General features: G+C 53.4%; 19 protein-coding genes. 9 read left to right on the forward strand and 10 right to left on the reverse strand.

Annotated features, from left to right (window positions below; translation table 11 throughout):
- Positions 1-38: 38 nt before the first annotated feature.
- A complete protein-coding gene (gene carB, locus PVT68_RS15795) occupies positions 39-3,269 on the forward strand; it encodes a carbamoyl-phosphate synthase large subunit (RefSeq protein WP_280319678.1) in 3,231 nt (1,076 codons plus the stop codon).
- A 113-nt stretch (positions 3,270-3,382) separates the two neighbouring features.
- Complete coding sequence (greA, locus tag PVT68_RS15800; protein WP_280319681.1) at positions 3,383-3,859, forward strand: transcription elongation factor GreA; 477 nt, start codon at positions 3,383-3,385, stop codon at positions 3,857-3,859.
- A 78-nt stretch (positions 3,860-3,937) separates the two neighbouring features.
- On the opposite strand, the gene PVT68_RS15805 is transcribed toward greA, so the two are convergent.
- From PVT68_RS15805 to PVT68_RS15850, 10 genes are all read right to left on the reverse strand, one after another.
- A complete protein-coding gene (locus PVT68_RS15805) occupies positions 3,938-4,816 on the reverse strand; it encodes a hypothetical protein (protein ID WP_280319684.1) in 879 nt (292 codons plus the stop codon).
- 508 nt (positions 4,817-5,324) lie between these two features.
- Positions 5,325-7,127: a cytochrome-c peroxidase gene (locus tag PVT68_RS15810; RefSeq protein ID WP_280319686.1), complete on the reverse strand. Its 1,803-nt coding sequence runs from the start codon at positions 7,125-7,127 to the stop codon at positions 5,325-5,327.
- Positions 7,128-7,529: 402 nt separating this feature from the next.
- Positions 7,530-8,405, reverse strand: coding sequence for a hypothetical protein (locus PVT68_RS15815; RefSeq protein ID WP_280319689.1), 876 nt, complete (start codon positions 8,403-8,405; stop codon positions 7,530-7,532).
- An 88-nt stretch (positions 8,406-8,493) separates the two neighbouring features.
- On the reverse strand, positions 8,494-9,369 hold the full coding sequence (locus tag PVT68_RS15820) for a hypothetical protein (RefSeq protein WP_280319692.1): 876 nt from the start codon (positions 9,367-9,369) through the stop codon (positions 8,494-8,496).
- A gap of 530 nt (positions 9,370-9,899) precedes the next feature.
- On the reverse strand, positions 9,900-10,832 hold the full coding sequence (locus PVT68_RS15825) for a hypothetical protein (RefSeq protein ID WP_280319694.1): 933 nt from the start codon (positions 10,830-10,832) through the stop codon (positions 9,900-9,902).
- Positions 10,825-11,370, reverse strand: a complete 546-nt coding sequence (locus PVT68_RS15830; RefSeq protein ID WP_280319697.1) for a hypothetical protein — start codon at positions 11,368-11,370, stop codon at positions 10,825-10,827. The genes PVT68_RS15825 and PVT68_RS15830 overlap by 8 nt, the downstream gene beginning before the upstream one ends.
- An 18-nt stretch (positions 11,371-11,388) precedes the next feature.
- On the reverse strand, positions 11,389-12,255 hold the full coding sequence (locus PVT68_RS15835; RefSeq protein WP_280322545.1) for a CsgG/HfaB family protein: 867 nt from the start codon (positions 12,253-12,255) through the stop codon (positions 11,389-11,391).
- 99 nt (positions 12,256-12,354) lie between these two features.
- On the reverse strand, positions 12,355-12,780 hold the full coding sequence (locus PVT68_RS15840; protein ID WP_280319700.1) for a curli assembly protein CsgF: 426 nt from the start codon (positions 12,778-12,780) through the stop codon (positions 12,355-12,357).
- Entirely contained in the window at positions 12,780-13,229 is a 450-nt protein-coding gene (locus tag PVT68_RS15845; RefSeq protein ID WP_280319703.1) for a CsgE family curli-type amyloid fiber assembly protein, read from the reverse strand. Before PVT68_RS15845 ends, PVT68_RS15840 begins: the two co-directional genes overlap by 1 nt.
- Positions 13,226-13,819: a helix-turn-helix transcriptional regulator gene (locus PVT68_RS15850; RefSeq protein WP_280319706.1), complete on the reverse strand. Its 594-nt coding sequence runs from the start codon at positions 13,817-13,819 to the stop codon at positions 13,226-13,228. Before PVT68_RS15850 ends, PVT68_RS15845 begins: the two co-directional genes overlap by 4 nt.
- A gap of 464 nt (positions 13,820-14,283) precedes the next feature.
- On the opposite strand from PVT68_RS15850, the gene PVT68_RS15855 reads away from it, so the two are divergent.
- The 7 genes from PVT68_RS15855 to PVT68_RS15885 all read left to right on the forward strand — a co-directional run bounded on the left by PVT68_RS15855 (position 14,284) and on the right by PVT68_RS15885 (position 21,646).
- Complete coding sequence (locus PVT68_RS15855; RefSeq protein ID WP_280319709.1) at positions 14,284-15,435, forward strand: HlyD family secretion protein; 1,152 nt, start codon at positions 14,284-14,286, stop codon at positions 15,433-15,435.
- A gap of 15 nt (positions 15,436-15,450) precedes the next feature.
- Positions 15,451-16,428 (forward strand): ABC transporter ATP-binding protein, encoded by a 978-nt coding sequence (locus PVT68_RS15860; protein ID WP_280319712.1) that lies wholly within the window; start codon positions 15,451-15,453, stop codon positions 16,426-16,428.
- On the forward strand, positions 16,425-17,549 hold the full coding sequence (locus PVT68_RS15865) for an ABC transporter permease (protein ID WP_280319715.1): 1,125 nt from the start codon (positions 16,425-16,427) through the stop codon (positions 17,547-17,549). Before PVT68_RS15860 ends, PVT68_RS15865 begins: the two co-directional genes overlap by 4 nt.
- A gap of 233 nt (positions 17,550-17,782) precedes the next feature.
- Positions 17,783-19,213, forward strand: a complete 1,431-nt coding sequence (locus tag PVT68_RS15870; RefSeq protein ID WP_280319718.1) for a hypothetical protein — start codon at positions 17,783-17,785, stop codon at positions 19,211-19,213.
- The gene (locus PVT68_RS15875; RefSeq protein WP_280319720.1) at positions 19,210-19,860 is read left to right on the forward strand and encodes a VWA domain-containing protein; all 651 of its coding nucleotides are present in this window, start codon (positions 19,210-19,212) and stop codon (positions 19,858-19,860) included. The genes PVT68_RS15870 and PVT68_RS15875 overlap by 4 nt, the downstream gene beginning before the upstream one ends.
- Before the next feature lie 61 nt (positions 19,861-19,921).
- A complete protein-coding gene (locus PVT68_RS15880) occupies positions 19,922-20,680 on the forward strand; it encodes a glycerophosphodiester phosphodiesterase (RefSeq protein WP_280319723.1) in 759 nt (252 codons plus the stop codon).
- A 42-nt stretch (positions 20,681-20,722) separates the two neighbouring features.
- On the forward strand, positions 20,723-21,646 hold the full coding sequence (locus PVT68_RS15885) for a glycerophosphodiester phosphodiesterase (protein WP_280319726.1): 924 nt from the start codon (positions 20,723-20,725) through the stop codon (positions 21,644-21,646).
- Positions 21,647-21,657: the final 11 nt, after the last annotated feature.

Consider the following 21,657-nt stretch of genomic DNA (forward strand, 5'->3'; position numbering starts at 1 on the left):
TATCCGCCGGATAACGGCCGATTAGATACGGAAGAAAGATGCCAAAACGCACAGACATTCAAAGCATTCTGATCATCGGCGCAGGCCCCATCGTCATCGGTCAGGCCTGTGAATTCGATTACTCCGGTGCCCAGGCCTGTAAGGCCCTGCGCGAAGAGGGTTTCCGGGTAATCCTGGTGAACTCCAACCCCGCCACCATCATGACCGACCCGTCCATGGCGGATGCCACGTACATCGAGCCGGTGGAGTGGAAGACGGTCGCCAAGATCATCGAGAAAGAGCGCCCGGACGCGATTCTGCCCACTATGGGCGGCCAGACCGCGCTGAACTGCGCGCTGGCGCTGGATAAGCACGGCGTGCTGGAAAAGTTCGGCTGTGAGCTGATCGGTGCGGACAAGAACGCCATCGAAAAAGCGGAAGACCGCGACCTGTTCGACAAGGCGATGAAGGCCATTGGCCTCGAGACCCCGCGCGCCAAGATCGTCCACACCATGGAAGAGGCGAAGAAGGTCCCGGAAGAATTCGGCTTCCCGGTAATCATCCGCCCGTCCTTCACCATGGGCGGTTCCGGTGGCGGTGTGGCCTACAACTGGCCGGAATTCGAGGAAATCTGCAAACGCGGCCTCGACCTGTCCCCCACCAACGAACTGCTGATCGACGAATCCCTGCTCGGCTGGAAAGAGTACGAGATGGAGGTGGTTCGAGACAAAAACGACAACTGCATCATCGTGTGTGCCATCGAGAACTTCGACCCCATGGGCGTGCACACCGGTGACTCCATCACCGTAGCCCCGGCGCAGACCCTGACCGACAAGGAATACCAGCTGATGCGCAATGCGTCCATCGCGGTATTGCGCGAGATCGGCGTGGAAACCGGCGGCTCCAACGTGCAGTTCGGTATGGACCCGAAAACCGGCCGCATGGTGGTGATCGAGATGAACCCGCGGGTGTCTCGCTCCTCCGCACTGGCCTCCAAGGCCACCGGCTTCCCGATCGCCAAGGTCGCGGCCAAGCTGGCGGTGGGTTACACCCTGGACGAGCTCCAGAACGACATCACCGGCGGCGCGACCCCGGCGTCTTTCGAGCCTTCTATCGACTATGTCGTGACCAAGATTCCGCGCTTCACCTTCGAGAAATTCGGTGAAGCGGATGCGCGCCTGACCACCCAGATGAAGTCCGTGGGTGAAGTCATGGCCATCGGTCGCAATTTTCAAGAGTCCCTGCAGAAAGCGCTGCGCGGCCTGGAAGTAGGCTCTTTCGGCTTCGAGCCGAAACTCGACCCGGCGGAAGTAGGCTCTGTAGAACGCCTGCGCCGCGAACTGTCCGTGGCTGGTGCCGAGCGTATTTGGTACGTGGGCGATGCCTTCCGTATGGGTATGAGTATCGATGAAGTCTACGAACTCTCCGGCATCGATCCCTGGTTCCTGGTACAGATCAAGGAACTGATGGATATCGAAGAGCCGCTGAAGTACATGCCGACCTCCGCGCTCGACGCCAAGACCATGCGTTTCCTGAAGCGTAAGGGCTTCTCTGACAAGCGTCTCGCGGACCTCCTGGGCGTGAGCCAGAAAACCGTGCGTGAATTCCGCCACAAGCTGGGCGTATTTCCAGCCTTCAAGCGTGTCGACACCTGTGCGGCTGAATTTGCCACCAGCACCGCTTATATGTACTCCACCTACGATGAAGAGTGCGAAGCGCAGCCGTCCGACAAGAAAAAAATCATGGTGCTCGGCGGTGGCCCCAACCGTATCGGTCAGGGTATCGAGTTCGACTACTGCTGCGTGCACGCGGCACTGGCCATGCGCGAAGACGGTTACGAGACCATCATGGTTAACTGTAACCCGGAGACCGTTTCCACTGACTACGACACTTCCGACCGCCTCTACTTCGAACCGGTAACGCTTGAGGATGTGCTGGAAATTGTGCGCAAGGAAAAACCGGAAGGTGTGATCGTGCAGTTCGGCGGCCAGACCCCGCTGAACCTGGCGCGCTACCTGGCCGCCGAGGGCGTGCCGATCATCGGTACCACCCCGGAGCAGATCGACCGCGCGGAAGACCGCGAGCGCTTCCAGCAGATGATCATCCGTCTCGGCCTCAAGCAGCCGCAGAACGCCATCGTGCGTTCCGAGTACGAAGCCATCCTGAAGGCCAAGGAAGTCGGCTACCCGCTGGTGGTACGTCCCTCCTATGTTCTTGGCGGCCGCGCGATGGAGATCGTGTACAAGGAAGACGAACTCAAGACCTACATGAAGGAAGCCGTGCAGGTTTCCGAAGATGCGCCGGTGCTGCTGGACCACTTCCTGCACTCCGCCATCGAGGTGGATATCGACGCGGTATCCGACGGCAAGGATGTAGTGATCGGTGCGATCATGCAGCACATCGAACAGTGCGGTGTGCACTCCGGTGACTCCGCCTGCTCTCTGCCGCCCTACAGCTTGCCGGCAGACGTCCAGGACCAGATGCGCGAGCAGGTGAAAGCCATGGCCCGTGAACTGGGTGTAGTGGGCCTGATGAACACCCAGCTCGCCTACCAGGGCGGCGAAATCTATGTGATCGAGGTGAATCCTCGCGCATCCCGTACCGTGCCGTTTGTTTCCAAGTGCATCGGCACCTCGCTGGCGAAGATCGCGGCGCGCTGTCAGGCCGGTATGAGCCTGGTCGAGCAGGGCTTTACCTCGGAAATCGTTCCGGATTACTTCTCCGTCAAGGAGTCCGTATTCCCGTTCAACAAATTCCCGAAGGTAGACCCGATCCTCGGTCCGGAAATGAAATCTACCGGTGAGGTGATGGGTGTAGGCGAAACCTTCGCCGAAGCTTTCGACAAGAGTCTGCTCGGTGCTGGCGATGCGCTGCCGGAATCCGGCAAAGTCTTCATTTCTGTGCGCGACGTGGACAAGCCCGGTGTGGTGAATGTGGCTCGCGAGCTGTCCAAGCTCGGTTTTGAGCTGGTTGCGACCCGCGGCACCGCCAAGGTCTTGCAAGATGCAGACATTACCGTTACAACGGTAAACAAGATGAGTGAAGGCCGGCCGCATATCGTCGATATGATCAAAAACGACGAGATCGCACTGGTTGTCAATACGACCGAAGGACGCCAGGCCATTCGCGATTCTGCGGATATCCGCCGCAGTGCCGAAAATCACCAGGTGTGTTACACCACCACCCTGGCCGCAGCCAGTGCCATGGCGCTGGCGATGCAGATTGCCGAACCGCACAAGGTACGCAGCCTGCAGGACCTGCACCAGCGCGTTGTGCGTCTGCAGGGTTGATCGGTCTCTGCCAGTCAATCGCCCGCTGATCAAGCGGGCATAAAATCCCTGAGTAAAAAGCTTCGCTGTCTGGCGAAGCTTTTTCGTTGTGAATGAATATTGTGGAGGTTCCCTTGAACCGCGTACCGATGACCGTAGAGGGCGCAGAAGCCCTGCGAGCAGAACTGGAAAACCTGAAAAAAGTACAGCGCCCAGCCGTAGTGCAGGCAATTGCTGAAGCTCGCGAGCACGGCGACCTGAAGGAAAATGCCGAGTACCACGCAGCCCGTGAAAAACAGGGCTTTATCGAAGGCCGAATCCAGGAGATTGAAGCCAAGCTCTCCCTTGCTCAGGTGATCGATGTCAAAGCGATTGAGCCCAGTGATAAAGTTATTTTCGGCACTACCGTAACCATTATTCATATGGAAAACGAGAGTGAAGTCACTTACAAAATCGTGGGTGATGACGAGGCGGATGTGAAACAGAAGAAAATTTCTGTGAACTCTCCGATTGCCCGCGCTTTGATTGGCAAGGAAGTGGGAGATATTGTGGTAGTGAATACGCCGTCCGGTTCGGTGGAGTATGAGATTGATGCGGTAGAGCATCTATAAGAGCATCCAGGAACCAGGATCTTGGATATAAAAAGGGCGGCCCACTCGGGCCGCCCTTTTTGCTTTCAAGCGCAACGCTTATTGATTCACAATTGCCACGTTACCAAGCCCTACCTGTGACTGCAACGAAGTCTCATACAGACCGGTTTGTGACACCAGGGCCTTGTTGAATGCACCGTTCTGGAAGACACCCGCGTCGTGACCTAGGCCGAGCTGGTGGACGTTGGCGTAGTTCAGCAGTCCATTCTGGGAAACCATGGCATTGTTAAACAAACCATATTGGCCCACATGCGCCTTGTTAGCCCAGCCGAATTGCGACACAGCTGCGATGTTCACAACACCCACCTGGTCGATGTCCATGCTGTTAAAGCCGCCATTTGCCTGCAGCATCGTCAAGACGTTGCTGTATCCGGCCTGGGTCGCGTTCATACTGTTAGCCAGACCATCCTGAGTGCCGCTAGCACTTGATTCAAAGCTCAGCACCTGTGAGATGCTGGCGTTGTTGAATGCTCCTGACTGATGAATGCTCGCGTCGTTACCGACCCCGAGCAGCTGATAGATCGAACCCGAATTACCGAGCCCGGATTGCTGAATAAACGCAGTGCTGCCGAGCTGGGCGGTTTGTGAAACGTGGGCATGGTTGAACCAGCCGCTTTGATCCGTAATGGCCATATTTATCGCGCCAAAGCTTTGCTGCACCGACGAGTAGTTGAATGCGTCACTTTGTTGCTGGTTGATCAGGCTGCCGTATTCAGCGGACTGGGTTGCATGGGCATTGTTGAAGAAGCCAGATTGATTCTGAATGATTCCGTTGTCGATGGTAAAGAAACCAGTCTGGGTTGCGGTCGCCTTGTTTCCCACAAGGTTTTGGGTTTGTTCCGCATAGTTGCCGCCGGCAAGTGCCGCGCCACTGGCGCTGAGCAGAAGGGCGGCTGCGATCGGGGTTAACGTCTTCATGAGTGTCTCCATTACTGCATTGAGTTTCGGACGTCGAGGTAATATCAGCGAAGCGATGCCGATATCGGATGGCACTTAAACCAGCACCATTAGGTATGCACGGCGCAGTTCACTGTGAGTGAATAGGCCCAGGTGCAAATTCGGTTTGGATGAAATCTTCTACAGGCTGGCGCGACAAAGTTTGAATCTGGTCGCGTAATAGCTCGGATCATGTGCAAACTTCCCTGTTACTGCATCGGGTAGTGAATAATGTTCCGTCGTATATTGAGTCTTGCTGTTTTTTTCGCTGCCTTCCATAGGAGGGAAGTAGTGAAGATCTAGGAGTAAAGTACTGATTTCGGGGGCTAAAGACATTTGGCTGGTATGTGTGAACCCTGGATTCTTAGATTTTTTTAGTTGAATTAAGAACTGGATAAATAATTCAATTTTGAAATAAAAAGCCCCGTATATACGGGGCTGGTAAGGAGTATTAATACTCGATTGCAATGGCTGGTTGAGATATTCCCAATTAGCGAATTCCCTGAACCACCTCAAGAATACTTGTCATATTGCAACCACTGCCCTCGGGTACGCTGATAGGTGTCACCCCATCTCCCAGAGATATTTTGTTACATTCCCGTATAAGCCACTCACCCTCGTAAGAGAACAGTGTTACTGCTGGCGAGGCAGGTCTCGGCCTGTAATTACCTCCGATGGACATCAGCGGCGGCAAGAAAGCTCTTCGCTCAAAGATGAACGGGGGTTCTGCGGTGTGGTAGTCGTCCAGTGTTTTCAAGTAAGAAACCAGAGCAGCTTCATCACTAGAAGTCATGCCCAGATTTCCTATCAAGGTCCCTCTTGTCAGATTGTTACTGAATTCAGGTGCCGGCCAGCAATTGTTTGCTAACGCATAGGCTTCCGTTAACTTTTCGGGTGCCATAGGCGTTGGACAAACCGGCTTTACACTGGCGGTGTTGTAAAAATTAACCACGGTTTCGACGCTTTTAAAGAAACCGTTATGCATATATGCCTTGGTAAAATCAGGCGAAAGCTTTTTGAAAAGATTTCGGAGTGAAGGACTGCGGAAGCCGCCATTGGGTACGGCTGGCATGTGCGTTCGATTCAGCCCAGTGTCGGATCCCTCGAGTACAGGTATCTCTGGATTATAGGGAACGCCGATATTGTGGTACGCATGATCAGCATAGGTTTGTAAAAGTTCAGAACCGTCATCATCAATGCTGAAGAAAGGGGGGGCAAATACAGGGGTTGTGGGCGTGTTGCTGTGGCAGAAGGCGCAGGCACCGGCGGGAATGCTGGGATCTGGATTGCTCACTCCGAAAGCGGGATTGAAATGTGGCACATTGTAAAAAATATCGTGCCCAAAGTTCTCGGCCTCCGTTAGCATTAGCAGTGGAAACTTTCCGGCTTCCGATTTTCCATTGCCGCTCTCCATGATCGCATAAGCCAATTCTTCACAAAATTCCATGTCGTAGAATTCTGCATGCCCCGGCTCAATACAGGCCAACTCCGATCTTAGCGCCATGTCGCGCTTGGACGTAAATGAATTGGTTTCCCAGCTGTGTTGAAATGCAGCGACAGCGAGCATCACCCGTCGGAAAGATATGTTGTAGCCTGTAAATCCCGGGTATACATATGGGCTTACCTCGGTGTAACCGCAATCAATCTCTTTGCCAAAGGCCACTTTGTAAAGGGTTCTGTACTCAGCGGCGGCAACGCGTTTGCAGGTGTCCTGCTCGGTTATATTCTGCTCGGCGATACTCGGAAATGGATTCAGTGCCTGATCTGAAGTAGGACCGAAGTATTTGCTATAAGCCGTTATCTTAGGGCTCTCAATGTTGTAGAAAACCTCTGCATCCAGATGTGGTGCTGGAAAAGTGCCATCTGTTGCGAAATCCGGAATTTTTCCCTCGGATCGTCCGTCCCAGAAATTGCCACCGCAATATGGACTGAGTAAGGTGTTCGGCTTGCAGTCCGGGCTGAACGGCGGTACAAAGCTGGCATACATGTTTGTAATCGTTCTTCGTGTGCCGACATTTCCATTCGCACCAGGAATCACAACCGTTGTTGCATTAATATCAGAAAAAGGACTGCTGCCGCCGGCGGCAGGATCATGACAGGAAACACAGCCCTGGTTGCCCTTTGGGTTGGACAGCTCAGTATCATAAAAAACATGTTTTCCGAGAAGCTTGAGGGCCAGGTCTCTCACGTGCTCTTCCTGCTGTGCGAATGAACCAGAACTAAAGAGCATTGGCAGCAGCGAAGTGGAAGATATGAAAAGTATCTGTCGAAAATTGAATCTTTCGCGATTCATGTTCGTCTCCTTGATAAAGCTCAGTCGAGCGACTTTACATCGTGTCCACCCCGGTTACTGAGATCCGGGCAATTACCGGATTTTTCTGCATAAAACGCAGATCAAGCAGCTTGCCAGTCGTGTTTGTGTGATTCAGGCAAGTGATACCGCTTGGATCTTATGAGCAAATTGGCTAGCGGCCATGTTTTAATCGTAGAAAAGAATTAGTCTCTTGGTGTGATCTAATGGGTAAAAATTAAATTATTAGGATGCTTGTTAAAATATTTTTTCGATTGGATGTTTTTTTGGGGAAAATAATATGAAGAAAATGGCGGGGGGAGAAGTTTTACTCATAAGATACATAAGATAGGCATTGGTGCGGGGCCATGAGTGATGCCGCACCATTTGCCTGATCTATTCGGGCTATTGAGAAATGATTGCGGTATTTCCTGAGCCAACTTGATGGATGACAGCCGTTTCTGAAATACCGTATTGCGATACCCAGGCTTTGTTCATACTTCCGACCTGAGTGACGAGGGCCGTATGCCCACCGCCTCCATATTGGAGTATGTCGGCCCGGTTATGAATTCCGTCTTGATTGATCACTGCATGGTTGTACCAGGAAACCTGGGTGATGTAGGCATCGTTTCCGTAGCCACTTTGTATGATATCTGCTTCGTTATGTACGCCGCCCTGCTTGATCGAGGCGGTATGCATTGATCCACTCTGGTAGATATTCGCAATATTACCTGAACCGCCCTGAAGAATATTTGCATAGTTTCCAGTGCCGCTTTGATAAATGTAGGCTTCAGAATCGATGCTGGCGTACTGACCGATATGAGCGTCGTGAACAGAGCCTGTCTGCTGGATTACTGCGATATTTCCAGATCCTGCCAGCTGATAAATTTCCGCGTGGTTATGGGATCCATTTTGGCGGATTACGGATTCACTATATTGCGTTTGTAACTGGAACGTAGTCGCGTTATTCCCATAGCCTGACTGCTGTATACGGCTTACATTATGGTAGCCCCCGGATTGAAGCGCGTAGGCGTCGTTCAGTGATCCGGACTGTGTCTGATAGATATGGCTTTGAAATTCGTAACTTTGAACAGCAATGGCATTATTGTGTACGTCAGACTGCTCCTGAACGATAACATTGCCATGTGCGTATGCATCGGATTGGTCTGCCGTTGCGGTATTACTGACTCCGTTTTGATAGATGATGGAGCTGTTTTCTTCTGCAAGGGTCGCGGTACTCGCCGTTAACAGTGCAGCCGTCAATACGAGTGTGGGCTTCATTCACTGCTCCTCTACTGCGTACTACAAAGGACGTTGTTAACAAAGATGAGCAGCTACAAGCTGCTCATCTTTTTTGTAATGCCAGCGTTTACTGAGCGCTGTAAGCGGTGTTGTGAATACCATGCTGGAACTTGGTTGCCATATCAAACAGGCCCACTTGATGTGTATTGGCCATATTTCCAGCTCCAATTTGAAGCGTGCTGGATTGGAGCCCTATTCCGTACTGTGAGGTACTGGCTTTGTTACAAAGACCCAGTTGCACAGTGCTTTGCATGTTGTAAATACCGGCCTGGTTGACACTGGCGACGTTGAAAATCCCTCCCTGTATAACAGATGAGGAATTTAGTAGGCCACTCTGATAAACATCAGCAACGTTATACAGACCGATTTGCAGAATATTGGAATCGAGATAGTCGCCGTGCTGAACGGTGTCGGCATAGTTCCCATCAAAGTATTGGGTGGTGGTGGCCGTTGAGTGGCTACTCAGTAACTGCGATGTAGATTGGACGTTGTAGTCACCCTCCTGCATTACCTTAGCCCTGTTGGAATAACCTCCGGTCTGGTTAATGTAAGATTGGTTTTCGTGACCGAACTGATCAGTGGATGCCCGGCTTTCGACCTCATAGGTTTGGCTGGTCCCTGAGGTGTTGTACACCCCAACCTGAGTGGTGTGAATTATGTTGAAAGCGCCACCGGACTGGAAATCATAGGCACCGTTATAAGTGCCATATTGATCCTGATAAATCCTGCTCCAGAACTCGTAGTCCTGAGCCGCATAAGCGTGGTTAAGATCACCATACTGCCCCTGCTCGATTTTGTTTAGCCAGGTGCCAAAACCAGTCTGGTAGGTTTCGGCGTGGTTGCCGTAACCTCCCTGGTGCTGGTAAGAATCGTTGGCGCCGGCAAGTGCGGCCCCACTGACCGCGAAAAGTACAGCTGTGGCGATAGGGGTAAACGTCTTCATGAGTTGCTCCTTTACTGCAGACGTTAAAAAATCAGCATCCTTTGCTGATCGATGATGGTACTGATATCAGAACCATTCTTGCTGGCTATACCGCTCTCCGTTTGACCAAGCATCCGGCTTGGCTGAAGGCGAGGCGCGCATATCCAAAGTCTGGCGGAATCATTGCCTTAATCGTGTGAATTACATTCACATTGATCAGTAAATGATCTCAGTGCTATTGAGTTTTGACGCTGTGGTGGTGTGTCGCTATAGGAGATAAGTCACTAAACCCTAGGAAGAAAGTATATTTTTTGGGCGGTTTTTGGATGTAAACACCAGCTTTCTACTTACCACTGGTAGTTTTGGCGTACAGCGTTACATGAGCGGTGCGGATTGGTGCGTTAGCGGTGGCGATGGATAAATAGAATCAGTGCCAACTTGGTTATTTACGTGTCAAAAGCTTTAACTGTCCTGCATTTTTAGGAAGTTATTAGCGCAGAAAAACCGTGAGTGGCTGTACTGGTCTAGCTGGTTTAAAGGAAGGTTCGGTTTTAATGAGAGAGGTATACGCTGTTGCCATACCCGCTTTGGCTAACGATCGCGGTAGAGGCGTTTCCTTGCTGGTGTATTCCAATAGCGTTCAAGCTACCTGACTGGATAGCTAGTGCGTGGTGGCTGCCACCGACGCCATAGCTTCCGGCCTGCTCGACAGTGACAGAATTGAAGCTACCAGTTTGTATGGTGCCGGCAGCGTTATATGAATCGTTTTGACTGATAGAGCTCTGGTTGCCAAGGCCACTTTGAAAACTGTCTATTTTATGGGTATATCCACTTTGCGCATTTGTGGACTGGTTGAAATCGCCGGCTTGATCAATGCTCGTCAGGTTTCCGTAACCACTTTGTATTGCGAGCGCTTTGTTGTCATTGCCGTTTTGCTCCATCCAGGTGAGCGATTCGAAGCTATTGTACTGTCGTACTGAGCTTCTGTTCTGTTCGCCCCGCTGTAAGATTACTGCGTGATTTCCAATGCCGAGCTCTTGTTCAACGGACGCGTTATTCAGGAAGCCGCCCTGGCGAGTCGCGGTGTGACTATCCGTGGAAGCGGTTTGCCGACTGGTAGCCTCATTGAATGTCCCGACCTGAAAAATAGAAATGGTATTGGCCGTTCCATACTCCTGTAGAGCACTGGCACTATTCAAACTGCCGTTCTGGCTCTGTTTAACGGTACTTCCCTCCTCATGATCCTGACGAGATTGGGCCGTATTTCGAAAGCCAGACTGATGCAGTGTTACTGCTTCATCTTTTGACAATTCATCTGCTTCCTGTACTGCACGCAGTACGGCCGGGTCTTCCTGCACGTAATTGCCTGACTCCGCCTGTACTGAATGGCCGAACAAGATCACCAACACTGCAATCGCGGCTTGCAAGGCCTTTTCTGCTGTATGCGGGTGCTTCAGCGGGAAGCGCGTAATCGGATTAGTCATATTGTTTCACAATGGTCGTCAGGGTTGCTCCGGTCTGTTTTACCGCGGCATGTAGACCGTTACCATTCTGATAAATATTGATTTCGTTATAGGCTCCAACCTGACTGATTTTGGCTATGTTTTGATATCCGTACTGTGAAATGTTCACCGAATGTCCGTAGCCGGTTTGCTGGATCAAGATCAAGTTTTCATAGCCGACCTGTATCAGTGCAGCAATATTTGCGTCGCCCAATTGTTTGGACGTCACCGAATTCTGGTTACCGGACTGAATCACATAAAGCACATTCTGGTGTCCGTTCTGGAGGGCCGATAAAAAGTTCACTACGCCATCCTGGCGAGCGGAAATTCGGTTAAAGTTACCCTGTTGGTCGATGATGGCCAGGTTTGCGGCACCTGCTCCATACACTCGATCAAGCTCTTCAACACTCGAGATGTCCTGAGATATAGCGGTTTCCTGGGCAACGGATGTCAGGTGAAAAAGCGTAAACACCAGAGCCGGTAGAGAGTATTTTATATTGCACGTTTTGCGCGGTGACATGAATGGTTGTACCCGGGCTCACATGAAAGTGGTTGGTTCATTCAGGTAGTACTGAAGAACAGGGCTGTTGATATCTTCCGGGTTCTGCAGGGCCCAGGAATTACTCACAATTCCCTCGCTAATCAGATGGATCACCGCCGATTCCATCGCGGAAAGCGTGGCCAATTGGGCTGGTTCGTTGGTGGTTGTTCCAATCTCCATTTCGAGTAGGCGCTTGAATTTCACATACCGGAATACGTCTGCGCCTATGGCTTTTGAGTAGACGGTCTTTGAGGTCAATACACTGTGCAAAACACGACCTGAGCGAATGTCGATTGCCCGCAGGTTTACAGTCACCTGGTCTACCCGGTACTGTTCGTCAGCTCCGATACCAAAGTAGCGGGCGCCCGCGCCACCCGTACGGATATTGGTGTCGTAAGCTACGATACCGCCTTCCAAGAGCACGTTGGCTGCAACGAGCGAGGGTAACATGACGTTATTTTCCGGCACGTCAGGTTTTGCCAGTGCTGCGCGAATGATTTTACGTTCGGTGAGGAGGTTCTGCAGTCCTTCGCGCTCAAGCGGGATAAACCAGCCCGATTCATTGAGTACATCCATTAGCATGGATGCGGCGCCCTGAGTAACCGCGGTAGAAAAACTGCTGGCGGGAGACGGCTTGTATTGCCCGGTCTGGTCTCTGAAATTGTAAACTGCGGCGAGAATTTTCCCTTTTGGTTGTGGAAGGCTGAGAAGATCCCGGTAGGTATTATTTCTCGGGGTCAGCTGGGCATCCTGCGTGCCTGTGCCGAACAGGGAATCTCCCGTATTTTTTACCAACGTACAGCCGCTCAATGTGGTTGCGAGCGACAAAGCGATGGCCGCGATCGTGTGACCTTTCAATTGCATCACGCTTGTCTCCAGTATTATTCGCGATTATTCAGAGTTCTGGATCAGTCCGGCTGCTTCTTATAGGACTGTGTATCAATACTTACTGGCTACTTTGGTTCAGTTGGTTGGGTTCAACCCACTGACGATCACTTCCGCGGTATCGCCTGTTTCTCGATCGGTGATCAATACCGTCAGCACGCCGTCGTTGTCGACAATCTGCACAATGAAGTCGTCGGTAATCAGTTCACCGCTGTTGCCATTGCCGACGTCGGTAAGCAACTGGTTCAGTAGCCGGGTTTCGAGGGAATCGGTAAACCGGTCGAGGGCACTGGGTTGCTCATAAAGATCGGAAAGACTGTCCGGATCTTCGTTGTCGTCCTGGGACTGGGCATTGGATAGCAGGTAGCTGCCGTTTAATGGGTTTCCACCAAAGTTCGGATTGGTCGGCTCGTAAATGAGTTCGCTGGCCAGTGCGCAGTTACAGGCAATGGCCCAGGTCAAAGCCGGTATAAAGAATGTTCGAAAGCTTATTTTGGATTTCATTAGAATTCATCCTTGCCTAGATCGAAGTGGTCGCTAAATGCCTCTCGGAGTTTTTCCTGGAGCACGATTTCATGAATCATTTGTGACGCCTGTTCTGCCAGCGCACGGATATTGTTTGTACTCGGGCTGATAAAGCGCCGGAAGACGGTTTTGTTGTCGTATGTTATCCAGATCAGATTTCCCCAGCGTGCCGAAGGTCTTTCGTCAATGGTCAGGTTGTAAGTGCTGTCCGGATAATTGAGATTCCGGTATTCGCTCATGTAACGTACGAAATCGTGACCCGTCCGCGTAATGGTTTGATCCAGATTGAACCCACTAATTTCATCTTCAAGGCGTCCAGTGTCAGAATTGGCACCGATAGCTTCTTCCAGTGTTCCGCTGTCCCCTTCTTGTGCAAAGCCGTAGGGAAATAAAAGAAAAAGGATGAGGAGCAGGGGAAGCTGCCTCATATCTGCTCAGCCTGAAGGTGTAGTTTTGCCCAGTTACTGGCCTGGAGCCGGTTTTTTACTCCGATCTTGCGGAATATGTTGTACATGTGGTTTTTGACGGTGTGCTCACTCAAATGCAGCTTTGACGCGATAATGCTGTTTGGCTCCCCGGTAGTGAGGTGGCCGAGGATTTCCTGCTCTCTTTTGGTGAGTAGCAGGCGGGATCTGGAGTCGCCATCGGCGGCATTACGGCTGCTCTGAATGGACGTTCCCAGCTTGTTGATCAGGTCCTTCTGACTGGCGCGGTTATCACACAGAAAAACCAGCTTGCGCTCTTCCAGGGGTTTTATGACATGTGATGGAAGATCGCCGGCGAAGTTGATCAGAAAAACCCGCGGGTGGTCGATGTTCTTCAGATAGTTGAATTCTGCATTGGGTATGGATTTGGATGTAAGTGGAAAACAGTCGACGATGATGGATTCGTAGTGCTTCAGGCAGTGCTTCTGTTTGCCGAATTCAGATTTTTCCCAGGTGAAGGGCAGGGATTCCGAAATTAGCGCGTACAGTAAGTCCCCGTGAAGGCCGGAATCACTCAAAAAGAGAATCGGCATAGATGACCCCATAGCTATTCGATGATGATCTCGGGGAATGAGTTAGGCCAGGGCTGTTTCCCCCTGTCGGGTATTCCTCTCTATGCTTCCTTGCAAGGTATGAAATGCAAGATATTTGGATTTTTTGCCAATTGGAGGAATCGGTGCCAGTCAGATTAAGTGAAAAATCTCAATCCCTGAGAAATTTGTATGGAGTGTAGTAGGTAACTTCAAGGCAGCTGAGAAATGAGGTGACATCAGCTCAATAATATTTCCATTTAAGAATGAATTTTTTAAGAATAAAAAATGGTGGGAAAACGATTTTTAGACGATCCGGAAATAAATTGTTGGGTGGCGCGTTTTTATGGATAATGAATAACCTTTTTCGGTCACGCTTTTTAATTTTAATAATGCGTGGGTATTCGCAGGTAAATACATTGCGCCGGTATCACATCTATTCAATTGCAATCGCCAGTCGGACCAGAATGTTAAATTGGAAATGGCTGTGGATTATTCTTTGCCTGACATTTTGCGGCTGTAGTGAAGATCGAGAGGTCGCACTGGGCACCCTGGAGTGGGATCGAATCGCGTTGCCCGCGCAGGCAGCGGAAGAAATTGTCGCCATTCATGTGCGCGAAGGGGAGCGTGTGGTGAAGGGACAGCTGCTGTTGCAGTTGGACCCTGATGAGACTCTGGCTCGCTTGCAGGCGGCTGAAGCGGTGGTAGCGCGGCAGCTGGCCTCTTTGGCGGAGCTTGAGGCTGGGCCGCGTCGGGAAGAGATAGAACGCGCCAGAGCAAACCTGGCCGCAGCCGAGGCTGAGTCCCGGGATCGCACGGCAGACTATCGCCGTCTGCAGGATCTGGGAAAGAAAGACTATGTATCCCGGTCCGATATCGATGGTGCACAGGCTGCGGCTCAGACTGCGCAGGAGCAGGTGCGTGCGGCCCGCGAACAGCTGCTCGAACTCGAGCGCGGCACGCGCAGTGAAGAAATAGAACAGGGTGAGGCGGCTCTGGCTGAGGCCCGTTCAGATGCCCGTGCGCAGCGGGTCCTGCTGGAAAAACTGTCGCTCCGCGCTCCCCGCGATGGCCTTGTGGACAGTATTCCATTTAAATTGGGGGATGAGGCACCTGTTGGAGCTTCCCTGGTCATTCTGCTTACCGGTGAAACTCCTTATGCCCGCGTTTATGTTCCGCAGCCTTTGCGCCTGCAGTTCGCCGTCGGCCAACGTGCGCGGATTACCCTGGAGGGCCTCGGCCCGGAAGACCGGGAGCGGCGGGCAACCGAATCCGTTGGTGAGTATTTCGGGCAGGTGCGCATGGTACGCAACGAACCCAGCTTCACGCCTTACTACGCACTCACCGGCGACGACGTAAGCCGGCTGAGCTACATTGCCGAAATCCAGTTGTCAGAGGATGCCGCCAAATTACCGGCGGGATTACCCTTGCGTGCCGAGTTTGTTGCGTCCTCCGAGGCGAATACGGGGCCTGTTTCACCGGCGCCGATACCGGGTAATGCGCCGCAGACTGGTGAGACGGACCTTGGTGAGCAGGTTGACCGCGCGGAGGGTATGAAACAAAGCCAGTTCCCTGCCGGCGAAGCTGGCGCTGTCGAAGATTTCGAGGACGGCAAATAACGATGGTGATTGACTTTGGAAAGTGAAGCTTCCGTCGCCATCCGCACCCGCGGGCTCACCAAAGCTTTCGGCAGCCTCACGGCAGTGGACAATGTCGATCTCACGGTGTCGAAGCGTCAGATCTACGGCTTCCTCGGCCCCAATGGTTCCGGCAAGTCCACCAGTATTCGCATGCTTTGCGGGTTACTCACGCCCAGTGCCGGCGAAATCGAAGTACTGGGGCTGCAGATTCCTGCAGAAGCGGAAGTCTTGCGTCAGCATATCGGTTACATGACCCAGCAATTTTCCCTGTTTACCGATCTCACGGTGCGGGAAAACCTGGAGTTCCTGTCGGCGGTACAGAATATGCCCGCGCGCGAGGCGCGGGCGCGCATCGATGAGTTGCTGGTGGAATACCACTTTGAGGGCCGTGCGGATCAGCTGGCCGGTACCATGAGCGGCGGGCAGAAGCAGCGCCTGGCGCTGGCAGGTGCAGTTATCCACAAACCGGAGTTGCTGTTTCTGGATGAGCCCACCAGCGCGGTGGATCCGGAATCCCGCAGGGATTTCTGGGAGAAGCTGTTCGAACTCACCGACGCCGGTACCACTATTCTGGTTTCAACCCACTATATGGATGAAGCTGAGCGCTGCCATCGTCTCGCAATCCTGGACCAGGGGCGGTTGGTGGCGGACGGCAGCCCGACGGAGCTTACCGGGGGTTTGCGCGGGCGCACCCTGCTGGTGGAAACGGAGCAACAGCGCAGTGCGCGCGGGGTATTACTGAAAATACCCGGGGTGATCAGTGCCGCGCAGATCGGCAACAGTCTGCGCTTGCTTACTGACGGGAAGCGGGCGAGCCCGGAAAAAATGCGCGAGGCACTGCATGGTGAGGGTATTGACGCGCAGGTAGGGTCTGTAGAGCCAAGTCTCGAGGATGTGTTTGTGGCGGTAACCCACCATGCGGCGGCTGCCCGAGGCGAGTCGCGCAGAGCGCCAGGCGAGGAATCGTCGTGAACGCCCGTCGCCTTTACGCCGTGTTGCAGAAAGAGTTTCGTCAGATGCGTCGGGACCGTATGACGCTGGCGATGATCATCGGCATCCCGATCATGCAGCTGATGCTGTTTGGCTACGCGATCAATCTGAACTTGCGCCACTTGCCGGCGGCCATTGCCGATCAGGCGGGAACCAGTGCCTCGCGCCAGCAGGTAATGAATATGCTCGCCACCGAAGTGATCGAACCGGTGGCGGACGCGCAGACGCCGGAACAGCTGATGACCATGTTGCGCCGGGGTGAGATCAGTGTGGGTGTGGTGATTCCGTACGACTATGAACGTCGCTTAGCGCTGGGGCAGGAGGCGATCCAGATAGTGGTGGATGGCAGCGATACGGTAGTGCAGAGTGCGGCCGCGCAACTGGCACGGATGCCGGTGGGGGAGCCTCCGCCGGAGAACGACACCCTTCTACCCAACCGCCAGTCCTCGGTGCCTTTGCCACGGTCATCCGTAAGTATCGTCAGCTTTTACAATCCCCAGCGGGTCTCGGCGATCAATATCGTACCGGGGCTGATTGGTATCATTCTGACCATGACCATGGTGATGTTCACCGCGGTGGCGATCGTGCGCGAGCGGGAGCGGGGCAACATGGAATTGCTGATTGCGACTCCGGTGAGTAGCGCGGAACTGATGATCGGCAAGGTGTTACCCTATGGCATGGTGGGGCTGATCCAGACCAGTCTGATTCTGTTGCTCGGCACCTGGCTGTTTGGCGTGCCCATTCGCGGCAGCCTGCTGGATGTATATATCGCCGCGCTGTTGCTGATTCTGGCCAACCTGACCATGGGACTGCTGATCTCCACCCGTGCACAGTCCCAGTTCCAGGCTATGCAGATGACCTTCTTCGTGTTTCTGCCGTCAATCCTGCTGTCCGGCTTTATGTTTCCCTTTGACGGTATGCCGAAGGCCGCACAGTGGCTGGCGGAGTTGTTGCCGCTCACCCATTTTCTGCGCCTGATTCGCGGGGTGATGTTGCGGGGTGCCGGCGTGTTCGAATTGTGGCCGGATCTTCTGGCGCTGATTGCCTTTATCTCCCTGATGATGTCTCTGACGATTCTGCGTTTCCGCAAGCGTCTCGATTAAACGGCGGCCAGTGATGAGTGAATGCCAGCGGCTGCTACAGGTATTTGCGGCAGGAGGGAATTTCACGCCGGAAGTGTGATCCCATAAAAGAACTCGAACCGGTGTCTTTGATAGCATACGGGAGTTATTTCATTTATTCGGGTGGCATTAGCCGCCACCTGTGTCATTACAAGACTGATGTCAGGTCTGTAGAGCAACGATTGCTGGATTCCAGCAGGGGAGGGAGCTGTACCATGACCGAAATTTTCCAGAGTTTGCCACCGTGGCTGTGGTTTATCCTTGGGCTGATCGCGTTGTTTCTGGCGCGCAAGCCGGTGCATCAGGGGATCTACGCCCTGGCGCGCTTCTTTCACTATTCCCTGCGCCTGGGGGCCAATGCGGTAGCCGCAGCGGAAGGGCGCCTGCAGCTGCGCAATCGCGAGGTGCTGTTGGCCGCGGGGCGCGAGGCTGCCGAACGGCATATAGAGCGCGAGTTTGACCGTATCGAGAACGCGATGAAAAAGGAGCTCGCGCAGTATCCAGCCCTACATCGTCGCTTGTGCGAGCAGCTCACCGCGATCGATGAAGACTATGTGCGCAGCGCTGAAGTGCCCCCGGAGCCCAGCAACTGGTCCAAGGCCATCAAAGCGGTGGCGGAAATCCCGGCCAAGCACGATCCGGTAGTGGGTGATGTGCTGGAGACCATTCACGGTTCCATGCGCAAGGCCGAAGCCAAGGCTCTTGAAGCCTATCGGGAGTCCGCGCGCGAGCGCCACCAGTTACTCAAGCGTATGATGCCCGCCTGGCGCTCCATCCTGAACAGTCTCGGCAAGGTCAATAAAACCGTCACTTCCGTACAGCAGCGGGCCAGGGTCGTGGACGGACATATGGAACGCTACGAGGAAATTCTGCAGAGCAGTGACCGCGCCCAGCGGATGCTGTCCTCCTCCTCCCTGAGCCAGTTCTTTATCTCCGCATTTGTGCTGGCGATTGCTGTGGGTGGGGCGCTGATCAACTTCCACCTGATCGCGCGACCCATGACCGAAATGGTGGGGGGCACAAGTTACATCGGTAATTTCAAGGTGGCGGATATTTCCGCGCTGGTGATTATCCTGGTCGAGATCACCATGGGGCTGTTCGTGATGGAGTGCCTGCGCATCACGCGCCTGTTTCCGGTGATCAGCGCACTCCACGACAAGCTGCGCACGCGCATGATGTGGGCCGCATTTATCCTGTTGTTGTTCCTCGCTGCGGTAGAGGCCGGACTCGCCTTTATGCGCGAGGTGTTGATGCAGGAAGATCTGGCAGTAAGCGCGCAACTACGCGGCGCGGAGATGGCCGTCACGACTGGCGGTGTCTACTGGATTACCACCGCTGCACAGATGGGGATGGGGTTTATTCTGCCCTTCGCGCTCACCTTTGTTGCCATTCCGCTGGAAAACTTTATCGCTTCCTCGCGTACGGTCATCGGCATCCTGGCGGCGTTTTTTCTGCGTCTGTTGTCGGTGGTGTTGCGTCTTGCCGGCACGGCTATCTGGCGCACCGGGGCCATGCTGGTGCGGATTTACGATATCGTAATTTTCTTCCCGCTGTGGCTGGAGGCGCGCTTTCTGCGTTGGCGCGAGCAGGCGGCACAGAAAGCGGAAACTGCGAAATCCACCTCAGAGCTGGAGCAGGCATCATGAAAAATCCCCGGTCTATATGGTGCCTCCTGTTGCTGACTTCTCTACTCGCTTCCTGTGGCGAGCCGGTGGCGCGCAACCAGGGGGTGTATATGCTGATTGATACTTCCGGTACCTATACCGAGGAGCTGGGTAAAGCGCAGCAGGTTATCAATTACACGCTGACCAAACTCAACCCGGGGGATTCCTTCGCGGTGGCCAGTATCAATACCGGCAGCTTCAGTGAGAAAAACATTCACGCCAAGGTCACCTTCGACGATCGCCCCAGTGTGACGAATAAGCAAAAACAGGCATTCCAGCAGGCGATCGACAGCTTTGTCGCCGGTGCCCAGCCCGCGGCCTATACCGATATCACTGGAGGCCTGTTGCAGGCGGTGGAATTTCTCAATGAAAAGGAGCCGGGCCGCAAGACCATCCTGATTTTTTCCGACCTGAAGGAAGAAATAAAAGATGGCTATAACCGGGATGTCCCTCTCACTCTGGAAGGGTTCGATCTGGTTGCCCTCAACGTAACCAAGTTGCGCTCGGACAATGTGGACCCCAACGAGTATCTTGGGCGCCTGCAACAATGGCAGGAGAAGGTAGAGTTGAACGGCGGCAGCTGGCGAGTCGTGAACGACCTGGAGCGACTGGAAAGGATTCTGCGCTAAGCGGAGTGAGGGCTTTTCTCTGAACAAACGCGTCTGGCGTCCGGCAACCGGGCGCCCTTTGGTGATTGCCCATGGCGATGAATCCGGTTGCGGACTTTACCCGGGCAATACGCTGTTTTACCTGCGCAAAATGCTAGAACTGGGCGTCGATGCACTGGAACTGGATCTGAATCTCACCGCAGATGGTCACCTGATCCTGATGCACGATCCCACCCTGGAGCGCACCACCAACGGCTGCGGCCCGGTGCGTGTACATACCCTGTCGCAATTGCGCGAGCTTAATGCTGCATATCACTGGAGCCGGGATGGTGAAAATTACCCCTATCGCGACCGGCCATTACCCATCGCCACCATTGACGAAGTTTTCGCGGCAATTCCTGAAGCGCCACTGATCATTGAACTGAAAAACAATGACGCCGAAGCTGCCCGGGCGATGAGCCGTGCCATCCGCAAAGCGGGCCGCGATGACCGGGTGATCGTGTCGTCCTTTCATCACCGGGTCATCCGCGAGTTTCGCCGCCTGAGCCCGTCTGTGAAGACCGGAGCCACCATGCCCGAGGCATTGATGCTTTATTTGGGGCAGTGGGCGGGTATCGCGAAATTCCTACCCTGCGATTATCAGACCATGCAGTTGCCGACTCGTTATTGTGGGCTGGATGTCTGTTCGCCGCGGTTTATCGCGGCAGCGCGACGGAGAGGATTGCATTTATCGGTATGGACTGTCGATGACCCTGAACAGATGAAACACTATATTGACCTCGGAATTGACGGAATCGTTACCAACAGACCTGACCGGCTACTGAAATTACTGCCGGGCTGAACCGATTGGCCTCGCCAGTTAAATGAATAAATGGATCGTCGAATGACTAAAAAGCTGATTCTGTTTATTTTTTTGGCGGTATCGATGTTTATTGGCTGGCGCTGGCTTATTGCCCGGCCGGCAGTGGATACCGGATTACAGTTCCCCAGTTATCGCAGTGAGGGCTTCCGTCGTCCGCTGGTGATTGCCCATGCGGATGATTCCGGACAGGGGATTTACCCGGGTAACACGCTGATATTTTTGCAGCAAATGGCGGCGATGAAAGTGGATGTACTCGAGATGGATGTACATGCCACCGCGGATAATCAACTGGTGCTGATGCACGATGCCAGCGTCGACCGTACGACCGAAGGGCAGGGCGCTATTCGGGATAAAACCCTGGCCGAACTGAAGCAGTTGAATGTGGCTTATCACTGGAGCCAGGACGGCACTACCTACCCTTTCCGGGAAAAGCCCCAGCGGATAGTGACGGTGGATGACGTGTTTCAGGCGTTCCCTTCCTACCCCATGGTCATCGAGCTGAAAACAGCGGACCCGGATGCGGCACAGTCACTGTGCCGCAAACTGAAAGCCTTCCAGAAGAGTAATCAGGTTATTGTCTCTTCTTTTCACCAGCGGGGCATACAGGTGTTCCGGGAAGACTGTCCGCATGTGGCGACCGGCGCCGGTGCGGATGAGGTCAGAAACTTCGTGATAGCAGCAAAGCTCCGTGCATTTCGCTTGCTGAGTCCGAAATATCAGGCGTTACATATTCCCGTCACCTATGAAGGTATTACGCTGGTTGATCGCAGCAGTGTACGGCAGGCACAAGACCGTGGAGTACGGGTGGATGTGTGGACGGTGAACGATGAAGCGGAAATGCGTCAGCTGATAGAAATTGGGGTGGACGGCATTATGACCGACAGACCCGATCGTCTGTTTCAGTTAATCGAGGATATTGAATTGATGCACGAGATGGATGATTAGGGTTTTTCCTC

Source organism: Microbulbifer bruguierae (assembly GCF_029869925.1).
Taxonomy (GTDB): domain Bacteria; phylum Pseudomonadota; class Gammaproteobacteria; order Pseudomonadales; family Cellvibrionaceae; genus Microbulbifer; species Microbulbifer bruguierae.

What these genes read in the sequence shown, in the direction of transcription:
- carB (WP_280319678.1), top strand. Translation starts at nt 39, where the DNA reads ATGCCAAAACGCACAGACATTCAAAGCATTCTGATCATCGGCGCAGGC.
- PVT68_RS15805 (WP_280319684.1), bottom strand. Translation starts at nt 4,816, where the DNA reads ATGAAGACGTTAACCCCGATCGCAGCCGCCCTTCTGCTCAGCGCCAGT.
- PVT68_RS15810 (WP_280319686.1), bottom strand. Translation starts at nt 7,127, where the DNA reads ATGAATCGCGAAAGATTCAATTTTCGACAGATACTTTTCATATCTTCC.
- PVT68_RS15815 (WP_280319689.1), bottom strand. Translation starts at nt 8,405, where the DNA reads ATGAAGCCCACACTCGTATTGACGGCTGCACTGTTAACGGCGAGTACC.
- PVT68_RS15820 (WP_280319692.1), bottom strand. Translation starts at nt 9,369, where the DNA reads ATGAAGACGTTTACCCCTATCGCCACAGCTGTACTTTTCGCGGTCAGT.
- PVT68_RS15825 (WP_280319694.1), bottom strand. Translation starts at nt 10,832, where the DNA reads ATGACTAATCCGATTACGCGCTTCCCGCTGAAGCACCCGCATACAGCA.
- PVT68_RS15830 (WP_280319697.1), bottom strand. Translation starts at nt 11,370, where the DNA reads ATGTCACCGCGCAAAACGTGCAATATAAAATACTCTCTACCGGCTCTG.
- PVT68_RS15835 (WP_280322545.1), bottom strand. Translation starts at nt 12,255, where the DNA reads ATGCAATTGAAAGGTCACACGATCGCGGCCATCGCTTTGTCGCTCGCA.
- PVT68_RS15840 (WP_280319700.1), bottom strand. Translation starts at nt 12,780, where the DNA reads ATGAAATCCAAAATAAGCTTTCGAACATTCTTTATACCGGCTTTGACC.
- PVT68_RS15845 (WP_280319703.1), bottom strand. Translation starts at nt 13,229, where the DNA reads ATGAGGCAGCTTCCCCTGCTCCTCATCCTTTTTCTTTTATTTCCCTAC.
- PVT68_RS15850 (WP_280319706.1), bottom strand. Translation starts at nt 13,819, where the DNA reads ATGCCGATTCTCTTTTTGAGTGATTCCGGCCTTCACGGGGACTTACTG.
- PVT68_RS15855 (WP_280319709.1), top strand. Translation starts at nt 14,284, where the DNA reads ATGTTAAATTGGAAATGGCTGTGGATTATTCTTTGCCTGACATTTTGC.
- PVT68_RS15870 (WP_280319718.1), top strand. Translation starts at nt 17,783, where the DNA reads ATGACCGAAATTTTCCAGAGTTTGCCACCGTGGCTGTGGTTTATCCTT.
- PVT68_RS15875 (WP_280319720.1), top strand. Translation starts at nt 19,210, where the DNA reads ATGAAAAATCCCCGGTCTATATGGTGCCTCCTGTTGCTGACTTCTCTA.
- PVT68_RS15885 (WP_280319726.1), top strand. Translation starts at nt 20,723, where the DNA reads ATGACTAAAAAGCTGATTCTGTTTATTTTTTTGGCGGTATCGATGTTT.